The organism is Brenneria sp. g21c3 (assembly GCF_040240345.1).
Lineage (GTDB): Bacteria > Pseudomonadota > Gammaproteobacteria > Enterobacterales > Enterobacteriaceae > Brenneria.
In genome coordinates, this window is record NZ_JBEIAB010000023.1 from 27,061 (window position 1) to 48,636 (window position 21,576).

A 21,576-nucleotide genomic window follows, 5' to 3' on the forward strand; every position below is an offset into this window, starting at 1 on the left:
AGTCTGCGTCCAACTTGATTAAAGAGATTCGCTGTGAAAGTGTTGACTGTTTTCGGCACCCGTCCGGAGGCCATTAAGATGGCGCCGCTGGTCCGTGTTCTGGCTCAGGATGAAGCCTTTGAATCAAGAATTTGCGTGACGGCCCAGCATCGGGAAATGCTCGATCAGGTGTTGCGTTTATTCGATATTACCCCTGACTATGACTTGAACATCATGCAGCCAGGCCAGTCGCTCAGCGAGATATCCAGCCGGATCCTGAGAGGTCTTGAGCCCGTCATGGCGGAGTTCAAGCCGGATTTGGTGCTGGTGCATGGCGATACCACCACCACATTGACGGCCAGTCTGGCCGCGTTTTACCAACGCATTCCGGTCGGGCATGTTGAAGCCGGACTGCGTACCGGCAATCTGTATTCTCCCTGGCCGGAAGAGGCCAACCGTAAGCTGACCGGCCATCTGGCGATGTTTCATTTCGCGCCGACGGAGAATTCCCGCCGGAACCTGCTGAGTGAACACCTGTCGGATCGGCAGATTTTCGTCACCGGGAACACGGTGATCGATGCGCTGTTCTGGGTGAGGGATCGCATCGTCAGCGATGAGGCGTTGCGCCGCAGCCTGGATGAAAAGTATGCCTTTCTGGATGCCAGCAAAAAACTGATTCTGGTTACCGGGCATCGGCGCGAAAGTTTTGGCGGCGGTTTCGAGCGCATCTGCGGCGCGCTGGCGGATATCGCCCGGCGTCACCCGGAAGTGCAGATCGTTTATCCCGTCCATCTTAATCCGAACGTCAGCGAGCCGGTAAACCGCATTCTGAGCGGTATTGATAACGTGGTGCTTATCGCGCCGCAGGACTACCTGCCCTTTGTTTATCTGATGAATCGTTCGTATATGATCCTGACGGATTCGGGGGGCATTCAGGAGGAAGCGCCGTCATTGGGCAAGCCGGTACTGGTTATGCGCGATACCACCGAACGCCCCGAGGCGGTGGAGGCGGGTACGGTCAGGCTGGTGGGTACCGATGTGGCGAAAATCGTTGATAGCGTATCGCAACTCCTGATGGATGAAGAGGAATACCAGAGCATGAGCCGGGCGCATAACCCGTATGGCGACGGCCAGGCCTGCCAAAATATCGTTAAGGCAATCAAGAATTATCAAAAGAACCATCAGGTGACACCATGAGTTTCGACACAATTTCGGTTATCGGGCTGGGTTATATCGGTTTACCGACGGCCGCCGCCTTTGCTTCGCGTAAAAAGAACGTGATCGGCATCGATGTAAATAAGCAGACGGTGGAGACCATCAATCGGGGCGAGATTCACATTGTCGAGCCGGATCTGGATACGCTGGTCAAAGTCGCGGTTGAAAACGGCCATTTACAGGCGAAGAGCAAGCCGGTGCCGGCGGATGCGTTTTTGATCGCGGTTCCCACGCCCTTCAAGGGCGACCATGAGCCGGACATGAGCTATGTTCAGGCGGCGGCGGAGTCCATTGCGCCGGTGCTCAAGCGGGGCGATCTGGTTATTCTCGAATCCACTTCGCCCGTCGGTTCAACCGAGCAAATGGCGCAGTGGCTGGCTGAGGCGCGGACGGATTTAACCTTTCCCCAGCAGGCGGGCGACGCCGCCGATATCCATATCGCGTACTGCCCGGAGCGGGTATTGCCCGGCAAGGTCGTGGTTGAACTGATTAAAAACGATCGGGTGATCGGCGGGATGACGCCGACATGCTCGGCGCGCGCAAGCGAGCTGTACAACCTCTTTCTTGAAGGTGAGTGTGTGGTTACTAACGCGCGTACCGCCGAAATGTGCAAGCTGACGGAAAACAGCTTTCGTGACGTCAACATCGCCTTCGCCAATGAACTGTCGCTGATCTGCGCGGAACAAAATATTAACGTATGGGAGCTTGTCCGATTGGCAAACCGGCATCCGCGCGTCAATATTCTCCAACCCGGCCCTGGCGTCGGCGGACACTGCATCGCGGTCGACCCTTGGTTTATCGTTGCGCAGAATCCGCAGCAGGCGCGGCTGATTCATACGGCCAGGCTGGTAAACGACGGCAAACCGCTATGGGTTGTCGATCGGGTGAAAACGGCGGTCGCGGATTATCTGGCGCAAACGGATAAACGCGCCAGCGACGTGACGGTCGCCTGCTTCGGTCTGGCGTTTAAGCCGGACATTGACGATTTGCGCGAAAGTCCGGCGGTCGCCATTACGGAAATGATCGCGCAATGGAATGCCGGCACGACGCTGGCGGTGGAGCCGAATGTCAGGCAACTGCCGGCCGCGCTGACGGGGCGGGTAACGTTGGTGGATCTGGCCACGGCATTGCAGGACGCCGACGTGCTGGTGATGCTGGTTGACCACCGTCAGTTTAAAGCCGTTGATCCCGACGATGTCAAACAAAACTGGGTTGTTGATACAAAAGGAGTATGGCGTTGAAACGTATATTAATCACTGGTGGAGCCGGGTTTATTGGTTCGGCGTTAGTCAGGCATATTATTACCGAGACGCCAAACAGCGTCGTCGTGGTGGATAAACTCACCTATGCCGGCAATTTATCCTCGCTGGCGCCGGTTGCGGACAGCGCCCGTTTCGCGTTTGAACAGGTTGATATTTGCGATCGCGCGGCGTTGGACAAGGTGTTTGCGGCGTACCAGCCAGCCATGGTGATGCATCTGGCGGCGGAAAGCCACGTCGACCGTTCAATCGACGGCCCGGCGGCGTTCATCGAAACCAACATCGTCGGGACTTATACGCTGCTGGAAGCCGCGCGCCATTACTGGCAAAGCCTGGATAGCGCCGAAAAAGCGGCGTTCCGTTTTCACCATATTTCCACCGATGAAGTCTTCGGCGATCTGCACGGTACCGACGATCTGTTCACCGAAACCACGCCTTACGCCCCCAGCAGTCCTTATTCGGCGTCTAAAGCGTCAAGCGACCACCTGGTTCGCGCCTGGCTGCGCACCTATGGCTTGCCGACGATCATTACCAACTGCTCCAATAACTACGGTCCCTATCATTTCCCGGAGAAACTGATCCCGCTGGTGATCCTGAATGCCGTCGCCGGTAAACCGTTGCCGGTCTATGGCGACGGCGCGCAGATTCGTGATTGGCTGTTCGTCGAAGATCATGCGCGCGCGCTGTATAAAGTGGTGACGGAAGGCGTCATTGGGGAAACTTACAACATCGGCGGTCATAACGAGCGTAAGAACATCGAAGTGGTGCAGACGATCTGTGATTTGCTGGAAGAGCTGGCGCCGAATAAGCCGGCCGGCGTGCAGCGCTACCGCGATTTAATCACCTATGTCAAAGACCGTCCCGGTCATGATATGCGTTACGCCATCGACGCCGGAAAAATTGAGCGCGAGCTTGGCTGGCGTCCGGAAGAAACCTTCGAAAGCGGTATGAAAAAAACCGTGAGCTGGTATCTGAATAATGAAAAATGGTGGCGCAGCGTCCAGGATGGATCTTATACCGGCGAACGTTTAGGCCTGACCGACTAACATTATCCGTACGGGCGAGCGTGGCGACGATGACAGAGACGAGGCTTTCGACGGGAACACGCCCTGCGGCGCGTATCCACGCCAGTATTGAACCGTTAAGTTGGGAAAGCCGCTTTTTCAACCTGACCAGCGGCAAGCTGACTTTTTCCGCCGATGCGCCGCGCCTGACGTTGGAGCGTCTGGATCGCTTTGCGCTGACGCAGGCGAAAATCGCGGCGGACAATATGCCGTTGGCCGATGCGCTGGCGGATTTCGGCTTTCGTCTGGTCGAAGGCGAGGTCGATCTCTGCCTGTCGCTGGACGATGCGACGCGGCCGGATCCTCTTCCCTACCTGCGTATTGCGGACAGCGCCGATATTCCGGCGTTGCGCGCGGCCGCTGCCCAGGTTTTCTCGCTCAGTCGCTTTCGTTCGCCGTGGTACCAGCCCACGGACAGCGGACGTTTTTATGCCCAGTGGGTGGAAAACGCCGTACACGGCGTTTTTGATCATCAATGCCTGTTGGTTGAAAATGCGTCCGGACAGCCGCAAGGGTGGGTGACGCTGCGGCGGTTGGACGCGGCGGAGGCTCGCATCGGGCTGCTGGCCGTCTGGCCGGGCGTCGCGGCCCGCGGCATCGGCGCGCAATTGATGTCGGCGGCGGAAATGTGGTGCCGGCAGCAAGGCGTGCAACGTTTATGGGTCGCGACACAGACAGGCAATGTGGCGGCTCTCCGTCTTTATCTTCGTCGCGGTGCCAAAGTTGAGCGCACGGCCTATTGGTTATACAGGTGATCACATGATTCCGTTTAATGCGCCGCCCATCGTGGGTACTGAACTCGATTATATGCAGGCCGCCATGAGCAGCGGCAAACTGTGCGGCGACGGCGGTTTTACCCGCCGCTGCCAGCAGTGGCTGGAACACTATTCCGGCAGCGTCAAAGTGTTATTGACGCCATCCTGCACCGCTTCGCTGGAAATGGCGGCGATCTTGCTGGATATCAAACCCGGCGACGAAGTCATCATGCCGAGCTATACCTTCGTCTCCACCGCCAATGCGTTTGTGCTGCGCGGCGCCAAAATCGTGTTTGTGGATATTCGCCCGGACACCATGAATATCGATGAAACGAAGATTGAAGCGGCGATTACCGACAAGACCCGCGTGATCGTACCGGTTCACTATGCGGGCGTGGCCTGCGAAATGGACGCCATTATGGCGCTGGCGAAAAAGTACGACCTGTTTGTGGTGGAAGACGCCGCGCAGGGCATGATGTCCAGCTACAAAGGGCGTCCGTTGGGCTCCATCGGCCATATCGGCTGCTTCAGCTTTCATGAAACTAAAAATTACACCTCGGGCGGCGAGGGCGGCGCGACGCTGATTAATGAGCGCGGGCTGATCGAACGCGCGGAAATTGTGCGGGAAAAGGGTACTAACCGCAGCCAGTTCTTCCGCGGTCAGGTAGATAAATACACCTGGCGCGATATCGGCTCCAGCTATCTGATGGCGGATATTCAGGCCGCCTATCTCTGGGCGCAGCTGGAAGCGGCGAAGCAAATTAACCAACGGCGGCTGCGCCTGTGGCAAAACTATCTGACGGCCTTCAAACCGCTGGCGGATGCAGGGCGCATCGTCTTGCCGTCGGTGCCGGCGCACTGCGTTCACAACGCGCATATGTTTTATATCAAGCTGCGCGATGCGCAAGACCGCGCGGCGTTTATCAGCTATATGAAAGAAGCCGAGATCCTGACGGTATTTCATTATATTCCGCTGCATAGCTGCCCCGCAGGCATGAATTTCGGCCGCTTTGCCGGCGAAGATCGCTATACCACGCAGGAAAGCGAACGTCTGGTGCGCCTGCCGCTGTTCTATAACCTGCCTGACGTCAATCAGCGCACGGTAATCAATACCATTCTGAGTTTCTTTTCCTGATATGTCGCTGGCGAAAGCATCAATATGGACGGCGGGCTCCACGCTGATAAAAATCGGCGTGGGGCTGATCGTCGTCAAGTTGCTGGCGGTGGCGTTCGGCCCCAGCGGAGTCGGGCAGGCGGGCAATTTCCGTCAGTTGATCACGGTGTTGGGCGTATTGTCCGGCGCGGGGATTTTCAACGGCGTCATCAAATATGTCGCGGAATATCATCAACAGCCGGAGCGGCTGAAGCCGCTGCTGGGTACGTCGGTGTCGCTGGTGCTGGGGTTCTCCACGCTGCTGGCGGCGGTGTTCGTGTTTGCCGCCGGGCCGATAGCCGATGCGCTGTTCGGACATGATGAATACCGTCATGTTATCCGCGCGTTGGCGTTTATCCAGATGGGGAGCGTTTTCGCCAACCTGTTTCTGGCGATCCTGAAGGGGTACCGCGATGCGATGGGCAATGCCCTGTCGTTGATTATCGGCAGCCTGATGGGATTAGCCGCCTATTGGCTCTGTTTTGCGCTGGGCGGCTATGCCGGCGCGCTGGCCGGCTTGGCGCTGGTGCCGGCGATGGCGGTATTGCCGGCCGGCGTATTGATGCTGCGGCGCACGCCGTTGACCTGGCAGGCGTTAAAACCGGCCTGGGATAGCGCCATCGCCGGCCGGCTTGGCAAGTTTACCCTGATGGCGCTGATGACGGCGGTCACGCTGCCCGTGGCCTATATCATGATGCGTAATCTGCTGGCGGAGCACTACAGCTGGGACGATGTCGGCATCTGGCAGGGCGTCAGCAGCATTTCAGACGCCTATCTACAGTTTATTACCGCGTCGTTCACCGTCTATCTGTTGCCGACGCTGTCGCGCCTGACGGATAAAAAAGCGCTTTCCCAGGAGATCGTCCGCGCGCTGAAGTTTGTGTTGCCCGCCGTGGCCGGCGTCAGCTTTTGCGTCTGGCTGCTGCGCGACTTCGCCATCTTGCTGCTGTTCTCCAGCCAGTTCACCGCCATGCGCGATCTGTTTGTTTGGCAACTGGTGGGCGACGTGATGAAAGTGGGCGCTTACGTTTTTGGCTATCTGGTGATTGCCAAAGCCGCGCTGCGTTTTTATCTGCTCACCGAGGTGAGTCAGTTTTTATTGCTCACGCTGTTTTCTCACTGGCTGATTCCGGTTAATGGCGCGTTAGGGGCCGCTCAGGCTTATATGGCGACCTACCTGGTCTATTTTTTGCTTTGTTGTAGCGTATTCATTATTTACCGTAGGCGAACATGACGACACTGATTCATGTCCTGGGATCGGATATCCCGCATCATAACCAGACGGTTTTGCGTTTCTTTAACGATACGCTGGCCGCCGTTTTGCCCCCGGCTCAGGTGCGGAATTTTATGGTGGTCGCCGGCGACGCGCCGCAGCAGGCCGATTTCCCTGCCCTGAACATCGAAATCTATGCGGATAAGAAGGCGTTGGCTCAGGCGGCGATCGCCAAAGCCAGGGCCGATCGCCGCACGCGTTTCTTTCTGCACGGGCAGTTTAACCCTACGCTGTGGCTGGCGTTGTTGCGCGGCGCCATCAAACCCGCGCAGGCGTACTGGCACATCTGGGGCGCGGATCTGTATGAAGAAGCGAGCGGCCTGAAATATCGCCTGTTCTATCTGCTGCGGCGCCTGGCGCAAAACCGCGTCGGGCATGTGTTCGCGACGCGCGGCGATCTGGCATATTATCAACAGCGGCATCGCCGCGTGCCGACGTCGCTGCTGTACTTCCCGACGCGGATGGATGCGGCGTTAACCGGGCAAAACGTGAAGAAGCCGCTGGCGGGACCGATGACCATTCTGGTCGGGAATTCCGGCGATCGCACCAACCGTCATCCGGAAGCGCTGCGCGCCATTCATCGGCAGTTCGGCGCCAATGTGCGGGTGATTGTGCCGATGGGCTATCCGGCGCATAACGGGCAGTATATTGCGCAGGTAGAGAAAGAAGGACTGGCGCTGTTCGGCATGAAAAATTTTCAACTGCTGAAAGAGCAACTGGCGTTTAGCGACTATCTCAACATGTTGCGCACCTGTGATTTAGGCTACTTTATTTTTGACCGTCAGCAGGGGATCGGCACGTTGTGCCTGCTGATTCAGTTCGGCGTTCCCTTTGTTATCAGCCGCCGGAACCCGTTCTGGCAGGATCTGACGGAACAGCATCTGCCGGTGCTGTTTTATGGCGATAGTCTGGATGAGGCGCTGGTTCGCGAGGCGCAGCGCGAACTGGCCGCCGTTGATAAGCATCAGATCGCGTTCTTTAATCCCAACTATCTGCAAGGCTGGCGCCAGGCTCTGGCGCTGGCGGCGGGAGAACCAACATGACGCTGGGACAGTTTGGTGGCTTGTTAGTGGTCTACCTGATTTCAGTGATTTTTATCCTGACGCTGACCTGGCGGGAGTTTCGCCGCGTGCGTTTTAACTTCAACGTGTTGTTCTCGCTGCTTTATTTATTAACGTTTTACTTCGGTTTTCCGTTTACCTGCCTGCTGGCGTTTCGTTTCGGCGTGGAGGTGGTTCCCGTCCCTTATTTGCTACAGGCGCAGCTTTCCGCCACGGCGTTTTACGCGATCTACTATGTGAGTTATAAAACCCGGCTGCGCCAAACCGCGCCGGCCCCCCGTCCGCCGTTGCTCGCCGTCAATCGGGTGGAAGCCAATCTGACCTGGATGCTGCTGGCGCTGATCGCGATAGCCACCGTCGGCATTTTTTTTCTCAACAACGGGTTTTTGTTGTTTAAACTGAGCGCCTACAGCCAGATTTTTTCCCGTGACGTTTCCGGCGTGGCGCTGAAGCGCTTTTTCTACTTCTTTATTCCGGCCATGCTGGTGGTCTATTTCCTGCGGCAAACCCAGCGCGCCTGGCTGCTGTTTCTTATCGGCACGGTGGCGTTCGGCCTGCTGACCTACGTCATCGTCGGCGGCACGCGGGCGAATGTGATTATCGCCTTCGCCCTGTTTCTGTTTATCGGCATCGTGCGCGGCTGGATCACCCTATGGATGCTGGCGGCGGCGGGAGTCGTCGGCGTGGTGGGGATGTTCTGGCTGGCGCTGAAGCGCTATGGCATGGATGTCAGCGGCGACGAGGCGTTTTACACCTTTCTGTATCTGACCCGCGACACCTTTTCGCCTTGGGAGAACCTGGCGTTGTTGTGGCAGAACTACGACAAGATCGAATTTCAGGGATTAGCGCCGATTATGCGCGATTTCTATGTGTTTATTCCTTCCTGGCTGTGGCCGGAGCGTCCCGGTCTGGTGTTGAACAGCGCCAACTATTTTACCTGGGAAGTGTTGAATAACCATTCCGGGCTGGCGATTTCCCCCACGCTATTGGGGTCGCTGGTGGTGATGGGCGGCGTGCTGTTCATTCCCCTCGGCGCGATTGGCGTTGGGCTGATCATCAAATGGTTCGACTGGGTTTATGACCTGGGTAAAAACAGCCCCAACCGCTACAAGGCCGCCGTTCTGCAAGCGTTTTGTTTCGGCGCGGTGTTCAACATCATTGTGCTGGCGCGCGAAGGCGTTGACGCCTTTGTTTCCCGCGTGGTGTTTTTCTGCCTGATTTTCGGTCTGTGTCTGCTGATCGCGAAGCTGTTGTACTGGCTGCTGGAAAGCGCCGGTTTGATCAGGCAGCGTTTATTACGCAGCGAGTCCGACGTCGTACCCTCCGCGCCCACTTCCCCTACGCGCGGCGTGCTGTAACAGGATTTATCATGCAAGTAAAAAAGTCTATTCCCACCTATTCGATCCGCGGTTTTTCCATTTGCGGATTTCACCATCTGGCGCAGTTCGTCGATTACCTGTTTAGCGGCGGGCGTGTCGCCGCGGGGACGCTGGTCGCCATCAATGCCGAAAAAGTGTTGACGGCCGAGAAAGACGCGGCGCTGCACACCCTGTTGGCGCAGGCCGAATACAAATACGCGGACGGTATCAGCATCGTCCGTTCCATTCGTCGTAAATATCCGCAGGCGCGCGTCAATCGAATCGCCGGCGCCGATTTATGGGAAGCGCTGATGCAGCGCGCGGGCCAGGAGGGGACGCCGGTTTTTCTGGTCGGCGGCAAGCCGGAGGTGCTGGCGCAGACGGAGGCCAAACTGCGCGCGCAATGGCAGGTGAACATCGTTGGCAGTCAGGACGGTTATTTCGCGTCGGAGCGGCGGGATGCGCTGTTTGAACGGATCCGCGCCAGCGGCGCGCAAATCGTTACCGTGGCGATGGGATCTCCGCGGCAGGAGATTCTGATGAGAGACTGCCGCCGATGCCACCCGGACGCGCTCTATATGGGCGTGGGCGGCACCTACGATGTCTTTACCGGCCATGTGAAGCGCGCGCCGCTGATTTGGCAGAATGCCGGTCTCGAATGGCTTTACCGTTTATTGTCTCAGCCCAGTCGCATTACTCGCCAGCTTAAACTGCTGAAATATCTGGCTTATCACTACGGCGGGCGTTTGTAGACTCGCTCGCTTGCCGGACCTGCGGTGTTATTTCAACCCGCATTGCTGTATCTTCACGGGCGCTAAAATAACGAAAGAACGCTGACCCTATAACAGGCGCCGGATGGCTTACAACAATAATAACCGGCAAAAAGCCGGAGCAAACACAACATATATGGACAGAGGATTTATGGCAGAAGAGATAAAACAGGCCAAACTCCATCGGGGTTTAGAGGCCAGACACATTGAGCTGATTGCGCTGGGCGGAACAATCGGCGTCGGGTTATTTATGGGCGCCGCCAGCGCGTTGAAATGGGCCGGGCCTTCGGTGCTGCTGGCTTACATTACCGCCGGGATATTTGTTTTCTTTATTATGCGCTCCATGGGCGAAATGCTGTACACGGAGCCGGTAGCCGGGTCTTTCGCGGTTTATGCCCATAAGTATCTGAGTCCCTTTTTTGGCTACCTGACCGCCTGGAGTTATTGGTTTATGTGGATGGCGGTCGGGATTTCCGAGATCACGGCGATTGGCGTCTATGTGCAGTTCTGGTTTCCCGATTTGCCGCAATGGATACCCGCGATAGCCGCGGTGATTTTAGTGGCGGGCGCCAATCTGGCCGCGGTGCGGCTGTATGGCGAAATCGAATTCTGGTTCGCGATGATTAAAATCACCACCATCATCGCCATGATTATCGTTGGGCTGGGGGTGATTTTCTTTGGTTTCGGCAACCATGGTCAGGCGACGGGATTTGCCAATCTGACGGAGCACGGCGGTTTCCTCGCCGGCGGATGGAAAGGTCTGCTGTTTGCGTTATGTCTGGTGGTCGCCTCGTATCAGGGCGTCGAGCTGGTCGGCATCACGGCAGGGGAAGCGAAAAATCCGCAGGTGACGTTAAAACGCGCCATCAACAATATCCTGTGGCGCATCCTGATTTTTTACGTGGGCGCGATCTTCGTCATCGTGACGATTTTCCCCTGGAATGAAATCGGCACCACCGGTAGCCCGTTTGTGCTGACCTTCGCGAAAATCGGCATTACCGCCGCGGCCGGGATTATTAACTTCGTCGTTCTGACCGCCGCGTTATCCGGCTGCAACAGCGGTATGTATAGCTGCGGGCGCATGCTCTATTCTCTGGCGAACAATCGTCAACTGCCGGCATGGCTGGGGAAAGTCACGGCGAGCGGCGTCCCGGCGGGCGGCGTCGCTATCTCGATTCTCTGCCTGATGGCGGGGTCGCTGCTGAACTACATCCTTCCCAATCCGGAGAAGGTGTTCGTGTACGTCTATAGCGCCAGCGTATTGCCCGGCATGGTGCCGTGGTTTGTGGTGCTGATTAGCCAGATACGTTTTCGTGAGCATCACCGCGCCGCGCTGGCCGTACATCCGTTCAAATCGGTGCTTTTCCCCTGGGTCAACTACCTGACCATGGCGTTTTTACTGTGCGTGCTGGTGGGGATGTATATCAACCTTGATACCCGGATGTCGCTGATTGTCGGTATGGTGTTTCTGGCTTTCGTCAGTCTTTGCTATTTTGTCCTGGGATTGGGTAAAAAACAGGCGATGATAGGGGCGAAATCCTAGCATAACGGGGAGGGGAGAACGGATTTGCGCGTTATTTGACGTGAAGTGAGCAAAGCATAAGCAAACGCGTCATTTCGATAAAAAAGCACTAGACAGGCACGGGTTAAATCCGTAGTATCCCCTCCCGCAACGGCGCTATGCGCCCGTAGCTCAGCTGGATAGAGCGCTGCCCTCCGGAGGCAGAGGTCTCAGGTTCGAATCCTGTCGGGCGCACCACATAGTTGTGTGCAAGAGCTGCGGTGGTACATTTACCCCGTAAAGGAAGTACCGCGTCAAAGAAGTAATAAAGTGGTATATGGTGGCTATAGCTCAGTTGGTAGAGCCCTGGATTGTGATTCCAGTTGTCGTGGGTTCGAGTCCCATTAGCCACCCCAGATTTAAATGTTTGTGAGTTATGCGAAGGTGGCGGAATTGGTAGACGCGCTAGCTTCAGGTGTTAGTGTCTTAACGGACGTGAGGGTTCAAGTCCCTCTCTTCGCACCACACAAACCAAGCATCGGTGATGCTTAAGCAGTAAAGCAGCAGATTCGGCGAGTAGCGCAGCTTGGTAGCGCAACTGGTTTGGGACCAGTGGGTCGGAGGTTCGAATCCTCTCTCGCCGACCAATTCCCGGCGGTTTTGTCTGCAAGATTGTAGATAAGGCCGGAGAAAACAGCAAGTCGTCATGGCTTGCTGTTTTTTTTGCTCAACGCTTTTCCCCCTCAACCTTTTTCCTGCGCACTGAAACGCCGCTCATCAGACAACCCGTGATTCGCGCTGCCCGAAAAATAGCCATACGCCGCGGCCATCATTGTTTCCCCTCCGCCAGGCGCGCCGACAATGCCTGCAAGGTCAGGTGCAGGCCGGCAAAGCTGGGCGGGTAGACCTGGTAGCGCGGCAAGCTCACCACCTGTCCGTATTGAAATGCTTTTAAAAAGCGGCGCGCGCCCGGCGCAATGCTCTCAAGGTCGCGGGCCAGACTGTCGACGTCATCGCCATGTTCCGGTAGATAGCTGGTGACGATATAATCGGCGTCGATGACGTCCAGCCACTCGGCGCCAATCACCATACGGTCGCGGCCCGCCGGCACCTGCGAAACGATCGGCAGGCGCCGCAAGCCTAAATCGTCCAGTACCGTGGTTAACGCGCCGTACTCTTTAACGATCTGCAAGCTGCCGTCGCGGCCATTGACCAGCAACGCCACATAGCTCGGCGCGGCGGGCTGTCGTTCGACCAGGCGCTGGCGCGTCGCCGTCAATTCCGCCCGGTAGCCTGCCAGCAATTGCTGAAATTGCGCCTCGCGCCCCAGCCAGGCGGCCAGATCCTGATATAACGCCAGCATTGGCCGTCCCTGTTCGGCATCGAACATCAGGGTCGGCGCTAACGTGGCGAGCTGCGCCCGCAGCGGCGCATAGTCGCCGCTATTTGCCAGGATCAGATCCGGCTTCATGGCGCGGATCCGCTCCAGATCCGGCTTGCCGTGTACCGACGCCAGCGCCAGTCGGGAAAAGTCCAGCCCGAACAATTCGCGCGCGCCGCGCATATAAAAAGAACCGTCGGCGGCCAGACGACCGCTGCTGGCCGCCAACGGCGCGCCCAGTTCGTGGATCATCACCGTCAGAGTCCAGTCATGCAGCGAGACAATACGTTGCGGCGCGTCCGGTACCGCGACGGTATAACCGCCATGATCGGTCACCACCCGCCCCTGCGCGAGCGCGCTCAGCAGCAATAATGACCATAGCCAGCTTCGCATCATCCTCTACTCCTTATTATCCCGGCCGCCATGCGGCGCTGCGGGCCACGATCAGAAATCCCAACACGCCGCCCAGCGAGACCAGCAGCCCGGCCGGTACGATCAACGGCAGAAACAGCGTACGTCCGGCGGTATCTGCGCCCAAAAACAGCAGCGCGCCCACCAGCAGCGTCACGCCCAGTACCGCGCTGGGCCGCTCGCCCGCCAGACGACGCGCCACGTGGGCGGCAATCAGCCCGACAAACGACACCGGGCCGGCGATGGCCACCACCGGCGCCACCAGCGCCGCCGCCAGCAAGACCAACAGCGGCCGCGAGTAGCGGGGATTGGCGCCGACGGCGGCCGCTTGTTCGCTGCCCAGACGCAACGGCGCCAACGCCTGCGGAGCCATCAGCAACGGCAGCGCCAGCGCCGCGGCCCAGCCGAACAGCCTGACGGCATCCACCGGCGAGGCGGCGGTGAGCGAACCGTGCGACCAGGTGAGCAACTGCACAAACTGATTGATGCCGCCGCTGACCATCACCATCTCCACCGCCGCGCCCAGCGTAATGCTGACCGCCAGGCCGATCAGCACCAGACCCAGCGTGCTGCCTAACCACAGCGACAGCCCCAGCACCAGAATACCGGTGGTCAGCCCGCCGATCAGTCCGGCCGGCGCCAGCCAGGCGGCGGGCAGGCCGAAGGTGACGCCGCCCAGCAGAATGGCGGCGCTGGCGCCCTGAGAGATGCCGATGATGCCGGGATCGGCGAGACCGTTATTGGCGACGATCTGCAACAGGTAGCCAGAGGCCGCCAGCATCGCCCCGCTCAGGATCGCCACGGCGATGCGCGGCGCGCGTAAGCTCAGCACCGCTGCGACATCGTCGTCCGTCGCGCCTTCCGTGGTTAATATCCAGCGCAGAATACGGGCCAGGCCCATATCGTCGCTGCCGACGCCAAGCGATATCACGCTTAACGCCGCCAGCGCCAACGCCAGCCATGCGGCTACCCAGCCGGGGCGCTGTGGCGCGCGGCTCATGTCGACCGCCGACGTAAGGTGATAACCACCAGCGCCAGAAACGCCATGCCGCCGAACAGCGCCATGACCGTGCCGACATTGAGCAGGCGCGGCGCCAATAAGGTTCGGGCCAGCAGATCGGCCGTCGTGAGCAGCGCCGCGCCCAGCAGCAACGCGCCGCCGAGCGGCGCCAGACCGGCGTCGCCCAACCAGAGCCTGGCGATATGCGGCACCACCAGGCCGACAAAACCGATCGGCCCCGCCACGGTAACCGCGATAACGGCCAGCACCACCGAACCGGCTATCGCTATGCGCTGCATCAGACGCGGATCGGCGCCCAGACTGGCGGCCTGATCTTCCCCCAGCGCCAGCAGATCCAGACGGCGCGTCAGCAAGCCCAGCACTAGCAAGGCCGCCAGCGCGGCGGGCCACAGCGTTTGCAGCGTCTGATAATCAAAGATGCCGATGTCGCCCACCAGCCAGCTCAGGATATTGCCGAAAGCGTCCGGATCGAGCGATAGGATAAAGGCGCTGGCCGCGGAAAACAGGGTGGCGCTCATGGCGCCGCCCAGCACCAAATTGAGCGGATCCCGGCTTCCCCGCCCCAGCAGTTCCGCCGCTACGCCGGCGAGCAGCAGGCCGGCCGCGGCGCCGGCCAGCGACGGCCAGAACAACGCGCTGCCGGACAGTCCGCCAAAATGGATGGCCGCCACCGCAAACGCGGTAGCGCCGCTATTGACGCCCAGCGTGGAGGGCGACACCAGATCGTTGCGCAGCACCTTTTGCAGCAGGTAGCCCGCCGCCGCCAGGCATCCGCCTACGCCCAGCGCCACCGCCAGCCGGCTCAGGCGCTGTTTGATCACCACCAGATGCAGAAAATTAGCCGCGTCGTAGTCGGTCAGCGCCGCCCAGACGGTGGCGGGCGGCAAGGGACGGGCGCCGCCGCACAGATGCAGCAGCGCCAATACCGGCAGCAGGGCGGCCAGGCCGCTCAAAATTATCGCCGTTCTCATAACAGGGCGTTCTCCGGCAGCGGAATGGTGCGGGCGCCGCAGGGGATGGCGACAGTGCGCACGCCGTATGCCTGCCAGAGCGCCTGCGGGGTCAGTACCTGTTCCGGCGCGCCCTGCGCCAGGATGCGGCCCTGATGCAACAGGATCAGCCGGTCGGCGTACAGGCTGGCGTGGATCAGATCGTGCAGCACCGCCACCACCGCGCGACCCGCGCGCGCTTCGGCGCGGGCGCAGTCCAGCAGCGCGTACTGGTGTTTGAGATCCAGATGGTTGGTGGGTTCGTCCAGCAGCAACAGTCCGGCGTTTTGGGCGAGCGTCATCGCCATGCGCACTCGCTGCAACTGGCCGCCCGATAGCTCGGCCAGCCGTCGTTGCGCCAGATCCGCCACCGCCATTCTCTCCATCGCCGCCGCCACGTGGGCGCGATCGTCCGGCGTATCGCGCCGCAGCCAACCGCCGTGGGCAAAGCGTCCCATCGCCACCAGATCCGCTACCCGCATACCGGGCGGCGCCAGGCCCGATTGCGACAGCAGCGCCAATCGGCGCGCCAGGCGACGGCGGCTGAACGCCGCCAGCGGGCGGCCGTCGATCCGCACTTCGCCGCCTTGCGCCTTCAGCAGGCCGGCCATCATCCGCAACAGGGTGCTTTTGCCGCAGCCGTTGGGGCCGACAATCGCCAGCAGTTCTCCGCGCCGTACGCTAAACGAAACCCCCGCCAGTACCGGATTCGTTCCATAGCCAAAGCGCAAATCCCGCACCTGCATCGCCTCGCTCATCGAAAGCGCGCCTTCAGCGCCACATACACGCTGCGCGGCGCGCCGGGATGGTTTTCGGTACGGCTGACCGGCGTCTCGATATAATCTTGATCGGTAAGGTTTTTACCGGTGACAGACACCTCCAGCTGCCGGGTCAGTTGATAAGAGACCGTGGCGTCCAGCCGATAGTAGCCGGAGACGCCGAAGCTATTGTCCAGATCTCCTTTGCGCGCGCCCACCATCTGGACGCCGGCTCCCAGCTTCAGGCCATCCAGCGAACTGCCGGGTTGGAAGCGATAGGTGCTCCACAGGCTGCTGCTCCATTTCGGCACGCCGGTCAGGCGGTTGCCGATGGCATAGTCCTCGTCCTGGGTTATGCGCGCGTCCAGATAGGCGCCGGACCAGATCAGTTCCCAGCCCGGCAGCGGCGTGCCGGTGAGATCCATTTCCAGACCGCGTACCCGCTGGCGTCCGGTCAGCACCGAATAGTCGGAATCCAGCGGATCGTCGGCGGCGATGTTGCGCTTGTTGATTTGGAACAGCGCGGTGGTCAACGACAGACGGTCCGGCAGCAGATCCCATTTCGCCCCGGTTTCCACCTGCCAGCCTTCCTCGGGATCCAGCGACTGGCCGTTGCGCGACTGGCCGGCTTGCGGCACGAAGCTTTCCGCATAGCTGGCGTACAGCGAAAGCGGTTCCACCGGCCGGTAGACCAGCCCCAGACGTTTGGTCAGCGCCCAGTCGTTCACGTCGGGATCGCCGTCGCCCACGCGCTGATCCATATGCTGCCGCGCCCGGTCATAGCGTAAACCCGCCAGCGCTTTCCATTGTTCGGAGAAATCGATTTGGTCTTGCAGGAATAGCGAGGCCATCCGGATGGTGTTGCGAAAGTCGGAATTCAGCGATGGGGTCGGCATAGCGGCGCCGTACGCGGGCTGATAGATGTCGATGGCATCGATATTGGCGCGATAAGACAGGAAATTCATGCGTGAACGGGTATATTGCAGCCCGCCCAGCAGCGTATGGTCGACCTGACCGGTAGCGAACGTCCATTGCGATTCCAGTTGGGCGTCGAATTGGGTGGAGTCTTCCCGACGATCGGTGTAGCGCCGCCGCAGGGTGCGGTCGTCATCGCGCAGGTCGCGATAGTCTATGCCGGTATCTTCCACCAGCGCATCGTCGTAGCGCAGGGATCCTCGCAGGGTCCAGGCATCGCTCATTTCATGCTCGGCGCCGAACGAGAAGCGCCGTTTGGCGGCTTCCACCTGCGACCAGCGTTCGCCGAGGAATCGCTCGCGCGGCAAGTTGATCTGGTTATCCGCGCTCACGATCAGGCCGCGATCGAACGGCTGTTTCTGGCGCGTGTAATCCAGACCGAAATTAAAGCGCGTCGCGTCGGTCGGCTCCCAGCGCACCGCGGTGCTGAGGAACTGCCTGTCGCTGCGCCGGCGTTCATCCACGAAGCCCTCTTCGGTCTGTAAAGCGCCGGTGAGACGGGCGGTCACGCGTTTGTCGTCGGTCAGCGGGCCGCTGAGCGAACCTTCGCCGCGCCAAAAGCCGAAACTGCCGCCTTGCAGCGAGGCGTCGCCTTCCCATTGATAGCTGGGCCGTCGAGTGACGATGTTGATCAGTCCGCCCGGCTCGCCCCGTCCGTACAGCGCCGAGGCCGGCCCTTTCAACACCTCGACCCGTTCGACATTGGCCAGATCCAAAAAGGTTTCCGGCCGATCGCCGGCGGCGTTGAGCATCACGCCGTCGATGGCGTAACCGGGGGAGGAGAACCCCCGAACCAGAAAGGTTTCGGCCCGATTGCCGGAGGTGCCGTTCTGCTGTACCGAGGAAACATTTTGCAGCGCCTCGGTCAATTCGGTGGTCTGACGATCTTCCAGCACCGTGCGCGGCACCACCTGCACGGATTGCGGCAGATCGCGCAGCGCGGTATCGGTTTTGGTGGCGGTGGCCGAACGGGCGGCGCGATAGCCGGTTACCGGGCCGTCGGCGGTTTCCGCGTGGCCCACCACCGTCACCGTATCGCCGGCGGCCGAGGCCTGCGGCTGGTTTTTCACCAGCGTGACGCTATGGGCGTCGCTAATGCTGGTGATTCCGCTGCCCGCCAGCAATTGCGCCAGCGCGTCATCGGCGGACATCACGCCGTTAACCGCCGGCGCTCTGGCTCCCTCGGCGATAGCGGTGGCGTAGGCGATTTGCACGCCGGATTGCTCGGCGAACTGCCGTAACGCGGCGCTCAACGGTTGGCTGGGAAGGCGAAACGCCTGTTTGCGTTCAATGTTTTCCCCGGCCTGCGCGGCGGCGATGGTCTCCGGCAGCAGCGTTAAGGCGCCGACCAGCGATATGGTCAAAAGACGGCGGTGCAGAGGACGGCGACAACTCCGTCCCGTGGTGGCGTAATTCATCACTTCTTCCCCTCAATATTCAGCCATGGACAATCGCCCAACCGGATAGCCAGGCGCTGCCTGTCGCATCCCGTCAGTTGATTGACGCGTCAGGGAGGGATTTGCCTAAACAACAAAGTGAAATTTTTGCAAAAAAAGCAAAGAAACGGGCTCAGGCGATGATGAGTAACAGGCCGGGCACCCGACGTACCGACAGCCCCTGGGTGCGTGCCAACGCCGTCATGGCGGAGAGCGCCCGATCGATGGCGAACACGCCGCTGACCGGCACCGCGCCGGCCGCTCGGGCGCGCAGCACCACTTTTTCCGGCAGGTAGCGGCCCAGTTCCGCCAGCGCGCCGGCCAGCGGACGTCCCTCGAAAATCACGCGTCGTTCGCGCCAGGCCAGCTCCGTCAGCTTGAACGGCGTCGCCTGCGCCGGCGCTTGCGCCGTCCGATAGTGGGTTTGTTGGCGCGCGGACAGCGTCACGGCGTCAGCGGCCGCCGCTACGCGCACCTGCCCGTCGGTTACGCGCACGGTGGCCGTCTCGTCCAGCGCCGTCACCGCGAAGGCCGCCGCCGCCGCGCTGTCGATCACGCCGCCCAGCGCCATGACTTCGAAGGGCGATGCGGCGCTTACCGCCGTCTGGAACAAGGCTTCTCCATGCAGCAGCCGCACCCGCCGCCGCTCGGCGGAAAAATCCAGCGCAATGGCGCTGTCGGTGTTGAGCAGCGCGTCGGAACCATCCGGCAGCCGGATGCGGGCCTGTTGACCGGCGGCCGTGGAAAAGTCTTGCTGCGACCACTGCCACAGCGAAGGCGTCGCCGCCATGACGACCGCCGCCGCCGCGCTTCCCCACAAAAAACGACGCCTGCTCCACAGGGGGGCGGTCGGCGACGCCATACGATCGCCGTCGCCAATTTGGCTCAGCTGCTGCCAAAATGTCCGCTCGTGTTCAAAGGCGCGGCGATGCGCCGGCGACAGTTCGCGCCAGGCATAGAAACGCTGCAACTCTTCACGGCTTATCTGCCCGGAGCTTAAACGAACGATCCATGCGCGCGCCTCAGAGGCGATCTGGCGTTGCTGTGCTGCGTTGTGGTCGGAGTCATCCATGGAGTCGGGCTGCGATTACTTTAGGGGCCAACGGAGAGACTGACGATCGTGGGGCCGCGGCGCATGGCCGGCATCAGTCATCGAATTGATCGCGCAATAAAGCCAGGCGGTCCAGCGCGCGACGGATGTGATAATAAACCGCTTCGTCGCTAATCCCAACTATTTTGGCGATCTGCCGATGGGGAATATGGTCGATGCGGTTCATCAGGAAAATACGTCGGGTTTTCTCCGGCAATTCATCCAGCGCCTGTTGCAGCACATCGATTTTTTCGCGGCCGATCAGCATGCGTTCCGGGGAAACGTTATCCAGCCTTTCTCCCAGCAATTCATTGACTTCCGCATTGATTTCAGCGCGTCGCCGCTCTTTACGGAGATGATCCAGCACGGCGTTATTGACGATCTGGGTAAGAAAGCCGTCAGGATTGCGGATCGCGCCGGGGGTCTCGATGCGCTCGATTTTCAGCCAGACGTTCTGCACCAGATCTTCGGCGGTGACCCGACAGCCGGTGCGCGCTTGCGCCAATGCTTGCAGACGCGGACGCATTCTGACGAAAAAGCTGTGGAGATTATCGAGCATCGCTTTGTTCATGGTTTCCCGGAGAGGCGTCGGCCCGTTGCGCCGGTTCAGGGCGTGATCCGGGCGACAACCGAAACTCTATTACCAATGATAATAATTATCATTGATAATAGAGTTCTCGCGTTATTACTGTCAATTGTCAATCAGATGCCCTGCCGTCACCCGCGGCGTTAAGACCCCGGAGAAAAGCGGCAGCGCGGATGGCGGTAAATAAAATGCCGAAAAAACAGGTCAATAAGATTAGACTTGCGCTATCGGAGCAGACAAGGTGGAGAGACACTCAATGAACACAGCATCTCAGCATCAGCCGTTGGCGCAGTTTATTCAGGCATTTCGCCGCGACCTGCATCAACACCCGGAATTATCCAATCAGGAATTTGAAACCACCGGTAAAATCAGGGCGGTATTGGAAAAAGAGGGGATCCGTATTCTGGAACTGCCGCTGAAAACCGGTTTGATCGCCGAAGTGGGCGGGCGGCAGGAGGGGCCGCTGGTGGTGATTCGATCGGATATTGACGCGCTGCCGATTGAAGAGGAGTCCGGGGTTGAATATACCTCCAGCCGCGCCGGCGTCATGCATGCCTGCGGACATGATTTCCACGCTTCCGCCGCGCTGGGGGCGGCCATTCTGCTGAAGAAGGTTGAAGCGGAGCTAAAAGGCGTCGTGCGTATTTTATTTCAGGCCGCCGAGGAAACGGGATTAGGCGCGCCGACGGTGATCGCCACCGGCGCGCTGGACAACGCAGCGGCGATATTCGGCATTCATAACGATCCGACGCTGCCGGTCGGGGTGGTGGGCGGCAAAGACGGCGCATTGACGGCGGGCGTAGACCGCTTTGAAATCAAGATTGCGGCGAAAGGCTGTCATGCGGCGAAACCGCACGAGGGCAACGATCCGATCGTGATTCTGGGGCAGCTCATCAGCGCCGTACAAACGATAATCAGCCGAACCGTCCCCTCGGATAATAACGCCGTGGTGTCCATCACCCAGGTTCACAGCGGCAGCACCTGGAACGTGATTCCCGATACCGCGTACGTGGAAGGCACCGTCAGAACGTTCAGTCAGGCGGCGCGGGAGCTGATTGAGCAGCGCTTGCGTCAGATCGTCGCGGGCATCGCCAGCACGTTTGGCGCCGACATCGAGTTTATCTGGCATGCCGGGCCGCCGTCGGTGGTCAATACGCCGGAGTGGGTCGAGTTTGCGCTGAGGGTGGCGGATGAGGAAGGTTTTGAAGCGCGGCGCGTCGAGGCCAGCCCGATCGGCGAGGATTTCGCGTTTTACCAGCAGAAGCTGCCCGGGACGTTTATGATGGTGGGCTCCGGCGGCCCGTATGCGCTGCATCATCCCAAATTCCGCGTGGACGACCGGGCGCTGTTCCCTACCGCGCATTATCTTTATCAGATGGCGAAGCAAAGTCTCGAACGGCTGACGGCCGATTGAGTTGATAAGCCATACCGCTTGCCGGCCAATTTTTATCATCGCTATGCCGGCGTGAAAACACCGGCAATGCCGCTTGCGCCGATGGGGCATCGGCATTGCCGCGCCGTCTGGCCCGCCGGAAAGAGAC

General features: G+C 59.9%; 18 protein-coding genes and 4 tRNA genes. 15 read left to right on the forward strand and 7 right to left on the reverse strand.

Annotated elements, in window-relative coordinates:
• Positions 1 to 33 precede the first annotated feature (33 nt).
• From wecB to ABRZ28_RS21960, 14 genes are all read left to right on the forward strand, one after another.
• Positions 34 to 1,176: a non-hydrolyzing UDP-N-acetylglucosamine 2-epimerase gene (gene wecB / locus ABRZ28_RS21895; RefSeq protein ID WP_319606235.1), complete on the forward strand. Its 1,143-nt coding sequence runs from the start codon at positions 34 to 36 to the stop codon at positions 1,174 to 1,176.
• The gene (wecC, locus tag ABRZ28_RS21900) at positions 1,173 to 2,435 is read left to right on the forward strand and encodes a UDP-N-acetyl-D-mannosamine dehydrogenase (RefSeq protein ID WP_319606236.1); all 1,263 of its coding nucleotides are present in this window, start codon (positions 1,173 to 1,175) and stop codon (positions 2,433 to 2,435) included. Before wecB ends, wecC begins: the two co-directional genes overlap by 4 nt.
• Positions 2,426 to 3,499: a dTDP-glucose 4,6-dehydratase gene (gene rffG / locus ABRZ28_RS21905; RefSeq protein WP_330521549.1), complete on the forward strand. Its 1,074-nt coding sequence runs from the start codon at positions 2,426 to 2,428 to the stop codon at positions 3,497 to 3,499. The genes wecC and rffG overlap by 10 nt, the downstream gene beginning before the upstream one ends.
• 29 nt (positions 3,500 to 3,528) lie before the next feature.
• On the forward strand, positions 3,529 to 4,272 hold the full coding sequence (gene rffC / locus ABRZ28_RS21910) for a dTDP-4-amino-4,6-dideoxy-D-galactose acyltransferase (protein WP_330521550.1): 744 nt from the start codon (positions 3,529 to 3,531) through the stop codon (positions 4,270 to 4,272).
• A gap of 4 nt (positions 4,273 to 4,276) precedes the next feature.
• A complete protein-coding gene (rffA, locus tag ABRZ28_RS21915) occupies positions 4,277 to 5,407 on the forward strand; it encodes a dTDP-4-amino-4,6-dideoxygalactose transaminase (protein ID WP_330521551.1) in 1,131 nt (376 codons plus the stop codon).
• 1 nt (position 5,408) lies between these two features.
• The gene (gene wzxE, locus ABRZ28_RS21920; protein ID WP_330521552.1) at positions 5,409 to 6,659 is read left to right on the forward strand and encodes a lipid III flippase WzxE; all 1,251 of its coding nucleotides are present in this window, start codon (positions 5,409 to 5,411) and stop codon (positions 6,657 to 6,659) included.
• The gene (locus ABRZ28_RS21925) at positions 6,656 to 7,741 is read left to right on the forward strand and encodes a TDP-N-acetylfucosamine:lipid II N-acetylfucosaminyltransferase (protein WP_319606241.1); all 1,086 of its coding nucleotides are present in this window, start codon (positions 6,656 to 6,658) and stop codon (positions 7,739 to 7,741) included. The genes wzxE and ABRZ28_RS21925 overlap by 4 nt, the downstream gene beginning before the upstream one ends.
• Positions 7,738 to 9,117: an ECA oligosaccharide polymerase gene (gene wzyE, locus ABRZ28_RS21930; RefSeq protein WP_319606242.1), complete on the forward strand. Its 1,380-nt coding sequence runs from the start codon at positions 7,738 to 7,740 to the stop codon at positions 9,115 to 9,117. The genes ABRZ28_RS21925 and wzyE overlap by 4 nt, the downstream gene beginning before the upstream one ends.
• A gap of 11 nt (positions 9,118 to 9,128) precedes the next feature.
• A complete protein-coding gene (gene wecG / locus ABRZ28_RS21935; RefSeq protein ID WP_319606243.1) occupies positions 9,129 to 9,869 on the forward strand; it encodes a lipopolysaccharide N-acetylmannosaminouronosyltransferase in 741 nt (246 codons plus the stop codon).
• A gap of 169 nt (positions 9,870 to 10,038) precedes the next feature.
• The gene (gene thrP, locus ABRZ28_RS21940; RefSeq protein ID WP_319606244.1) at positions 10,039 to 11,430 is read left to right on the forward strand and encodes a bifunctional threonine/serine APC transporter ThrP; all 1,392 of its coding nucleotides are present in this window, start codon (positions 10,039 to 10,041) and stop codon (positions 11,428 to 11,430) included.
• Positions 11,431 to 11,569: 139 nt separating this feature from the next.
• A tRNA-Arg gene (locus tag ABRZ28_RS21945) sits at positions 11,570 to 11,646 on the forward strand.
• A gap of 82 nt (positions 11,647 to 11,728) precedes the next feature.
• Positions 11,729 to 11,804: transfer RNA gene (locus ABRZ28_RS21950), tRNA-His, on the forward strand.
• Between the two features lie 22 nt (positions 11,805 to 11,826).
• Positions 11,827 to 11,913, forward strand: a tRNA-Leu gene (locus tag ABRZ28_RS21955).
• Between the two features lie 45 nt (positions 11,914 to 11,958).
• Positions 11,959 to 12,035: transfer RNA gene (locus tag ABRZ28_RS21960), tRNA-Pro, on the forward strand.
• 182 nt (positions 12,036 to 12,217) lie between these two features.
• Here the strand turns inward: ABRZ28_RS21960 and ABRZ28_RS21965 are convergent.
• From ABRZ28_RS21965 to ABRZ28_RS21995, 7 genes are all read right to left on the reverse strand, one after another.
• Positions 12,218 to 13,165 (reverse strand): ABC transporter substrate-binding protein, encoded by a 948-nt coding sequence (locus tag ABRZ28_RS21965; RefSeq protein WP_330521553.1) that lies wholly within the window; start codon positions 13,163 to 13,165, stop codon positions 12,218 to 12,220.
• 13 nt (positions 13,166 to 13,178) lie between these two features.
• Positions 13,179 to 14,180 carry a FecCD family ABC transporter permease gene (locus ABRZ28_RS21970; RefSeq protein WP_330521554.1) on the reverse strand — a complete coding sequence of 334 codons (1,002 nt, stop codon included), beginning with the start codon at positions 14,178 to 14,180 and terminating at the stop codon, positions 13,179 to 13,181.
• Positions 14,177 to 15,172 carry a FecCD family ABC transporter permease gene (locus ABRZ28_RS21975; protein WP_330521555.1) on the reverse strand — a complete coding sequence of 332 codons (996 nt, stop codon included), beginning with the start codon at positions 15,170 to 15,172 and terminating at the stop codon, positions 14,177 to 14,179. Before ABRZ28_RS21975 ends, ABRZ28_RS21970 begins: the two co-directional genes overlap by 4 nt.
• Positions 15,169 to 15,948, reverse strand: a complete 780-nt coding sequence (locus tag ABRZ28_RS21980; RefSeq protein ID WP_330521556.1) for an ABC transporter ATP-binding protein — start codon at positions 15,946 to 15,948, stop codon at positions 15,169 to 15,171. The genes ABRZ28_RS21975 and ABRZ28_RS21980 overlap by 4 nt, the downstream gene beginning before the upstream one ends.
• On the reverse strand, positions 15,945 to 18,341 hold the full coding sequence (locus tag ABRZ28_RS21985; RefSeq protein WP_330521557.1) for a TonB-dependent siderophore receptor: 2,397 nt from the start codon (positions 18,339 to 18,341) through the stop codon (positions 15,945 to 15,947). Before ABRZ28_RS21985 ends, ABRZ28_RS21980 begins: the two co-directional genes overlap by 4 nt.
• Before the next feature lie 151 nt (positions 18,342 to 18,492).
• Positions 18,493 to 19,431, reverse strand: coding sequence for a FecR family protein (locus ABRZ28_RS21990; protein WP_330521558.1), 939 nt, complete (start codon positions 19,429 to 19,431; stop codon positions 18,493 to 18,495).
• Positions 19,432 to 19,504: 73 nt separating this feature from the next.
• Positions 19,505 to 20,020, reverse strand: coding sequence for an RNA polymerase sigma factor (locus ABRZ28_RS21995; protein ID WP_330521559.1), 516 nt, complete (start codon positions 20,018 to 20,020; stop codon positions 19,505 to 19,507).
• Between the two features lie 271 nt (positions 20,021 to 20,291).
• Between ABRZ28_RS21995 and ABRZ28_RS22000 the strand changes: the two genes are divergently transcribed.
• Complete coding sequence (locus ABRZ28_RS22000; protein WP_330521560.1) at positions 20,292 to 21,449, forward strand: M20 peptidase aminoacylase family protein; 1,158 nt, start codon at positions 20,292 to 20,294, stop codon at positions 21,447 to 21,449.
• The last annotated feature ends 127 nt before the right edge of the window (positions 21,450 to 21,576 follow it).

Excerpts from the sequence above, each read along its gene's own strand:
- rffG (WP_330521549.1), top strand. The coding sequence starts at position 2,426 with ATGGCGTTGAAACGTATATTAATCACTGGTGGAGCCGGGTTTATTGGT.
- thrP (WP_319606244.1), top strand. The coding sequence starts at position 10,039 with ATGGCAGAAGAGATAAAACAGGCCAAACTCCATCGGGGTTTAGAGGCC.
- wecC (WP_319606236.1), top strand. The coding sequence starts at position 1,173 with ATGAGTTTCGACACAATTTCGGTTATCGGGCTGGGTTATATCGGTTTA.
- ABRZ28_RS21980 (WP_330521556.1), bottom strand. The coding sequence starts at position 15,948 with ATGAGCGAGGCGATGCAGGTGCGGGATTTGCGCTTTGGCTATGGAACG.
- wecG (WP_319606243.1), top strand. The coding sequence starts at position 9,129 with ATGCAAGTAAAAAAGTCTATTCCCACCTATTCGATCCGCGGTTTTTCC.
- rffA (WP_330521551.1), top strand. The coding sequence starts at position 4,277 with ATGATTCCGTTTAATGCGCCGCCCATCGTGGGTACTGAACTCGATTAT.
- rffC (WP_330521550.1), top strand. The coding sequence starts at position 3,529 with ATGACAGAGACGAGGCTTTCGACGGGAACACGCCCTGCGGCGCGTATC.
- ABRZ28_RS21985 (WP_330521557.1), bottom strand. The coding sequence starts at position 18,341 with ATGAATTACGCCACCACGGGACGGAGTTGTCGCCGTCCTCTGCACCGC.
- ABRZ28_RS22000 (WP_330521560.1), top strand. The coding sequence starts at position 20,292 with ATGAACACAGCATCTCAGCATCAGCCGTTGGCGCAGTTTATTCAGGCA.
- wzyE (WP_319606242.1), top strand. The coding sequence starts at position 7,738 with ATGACGCTGGGACAGTTTGGTGGCTTGTTAGTGGTCTACCTGATTTCA.
- ABRZ28_RS21975 (WP_330521555.1), bottom strand. The coding sequence starts at position 15,172 with ATGAGAACGGCGATAATTTTGAGCGGCCTGGCCGCCCTGCTGCCGGTA.
- wzxE (WP_330521552.1), top strand. The coding sequence starts at position 5,409 with ATGTCGCTGGCGAAAGCATCAATATGGACGGCGGGCTCCACGCTGATA.
- ABRZ28_RS21970 (WP_330521554.1), bottom strand. The coding sequence starts at position 14,180 with ATGAGCCGCGCGCCACAGCGCCCCGGCTGGGTAGCCGCATGGCTGGCG.
- ABRZ28_RS21995 (WP_330521559.1), bottom strand. The coding sequence starts at position 20,020 with ATGAACAAAGCGATGCTCGATAATCTCCACAGCTTTTTCGTCAGAATG.
- ABRZ28_RS21990 (WP_330521558.1), bottom strand. The coding sequence starts at position 19,431 with ATGGATGACTCCGACCACAACGCAGCACAGCAACGCCAGATCGCCTCT.
- ABRZ28_RS21925 (WP_319606241.1), top strand. The coding sequence starts at position 6,656 with ATGACGACACTGATTCATGTCCTGGGATCGGATATCCCGCATCATAAC.
- ABRZ28_RS21965 (WP_330521553.1), bottom strand. The coding sequence starts at position 13,165 with ATGATGCGAAGCTGGCTATGGTCATTATTGCTGCTGAGCGCGCTCGCG.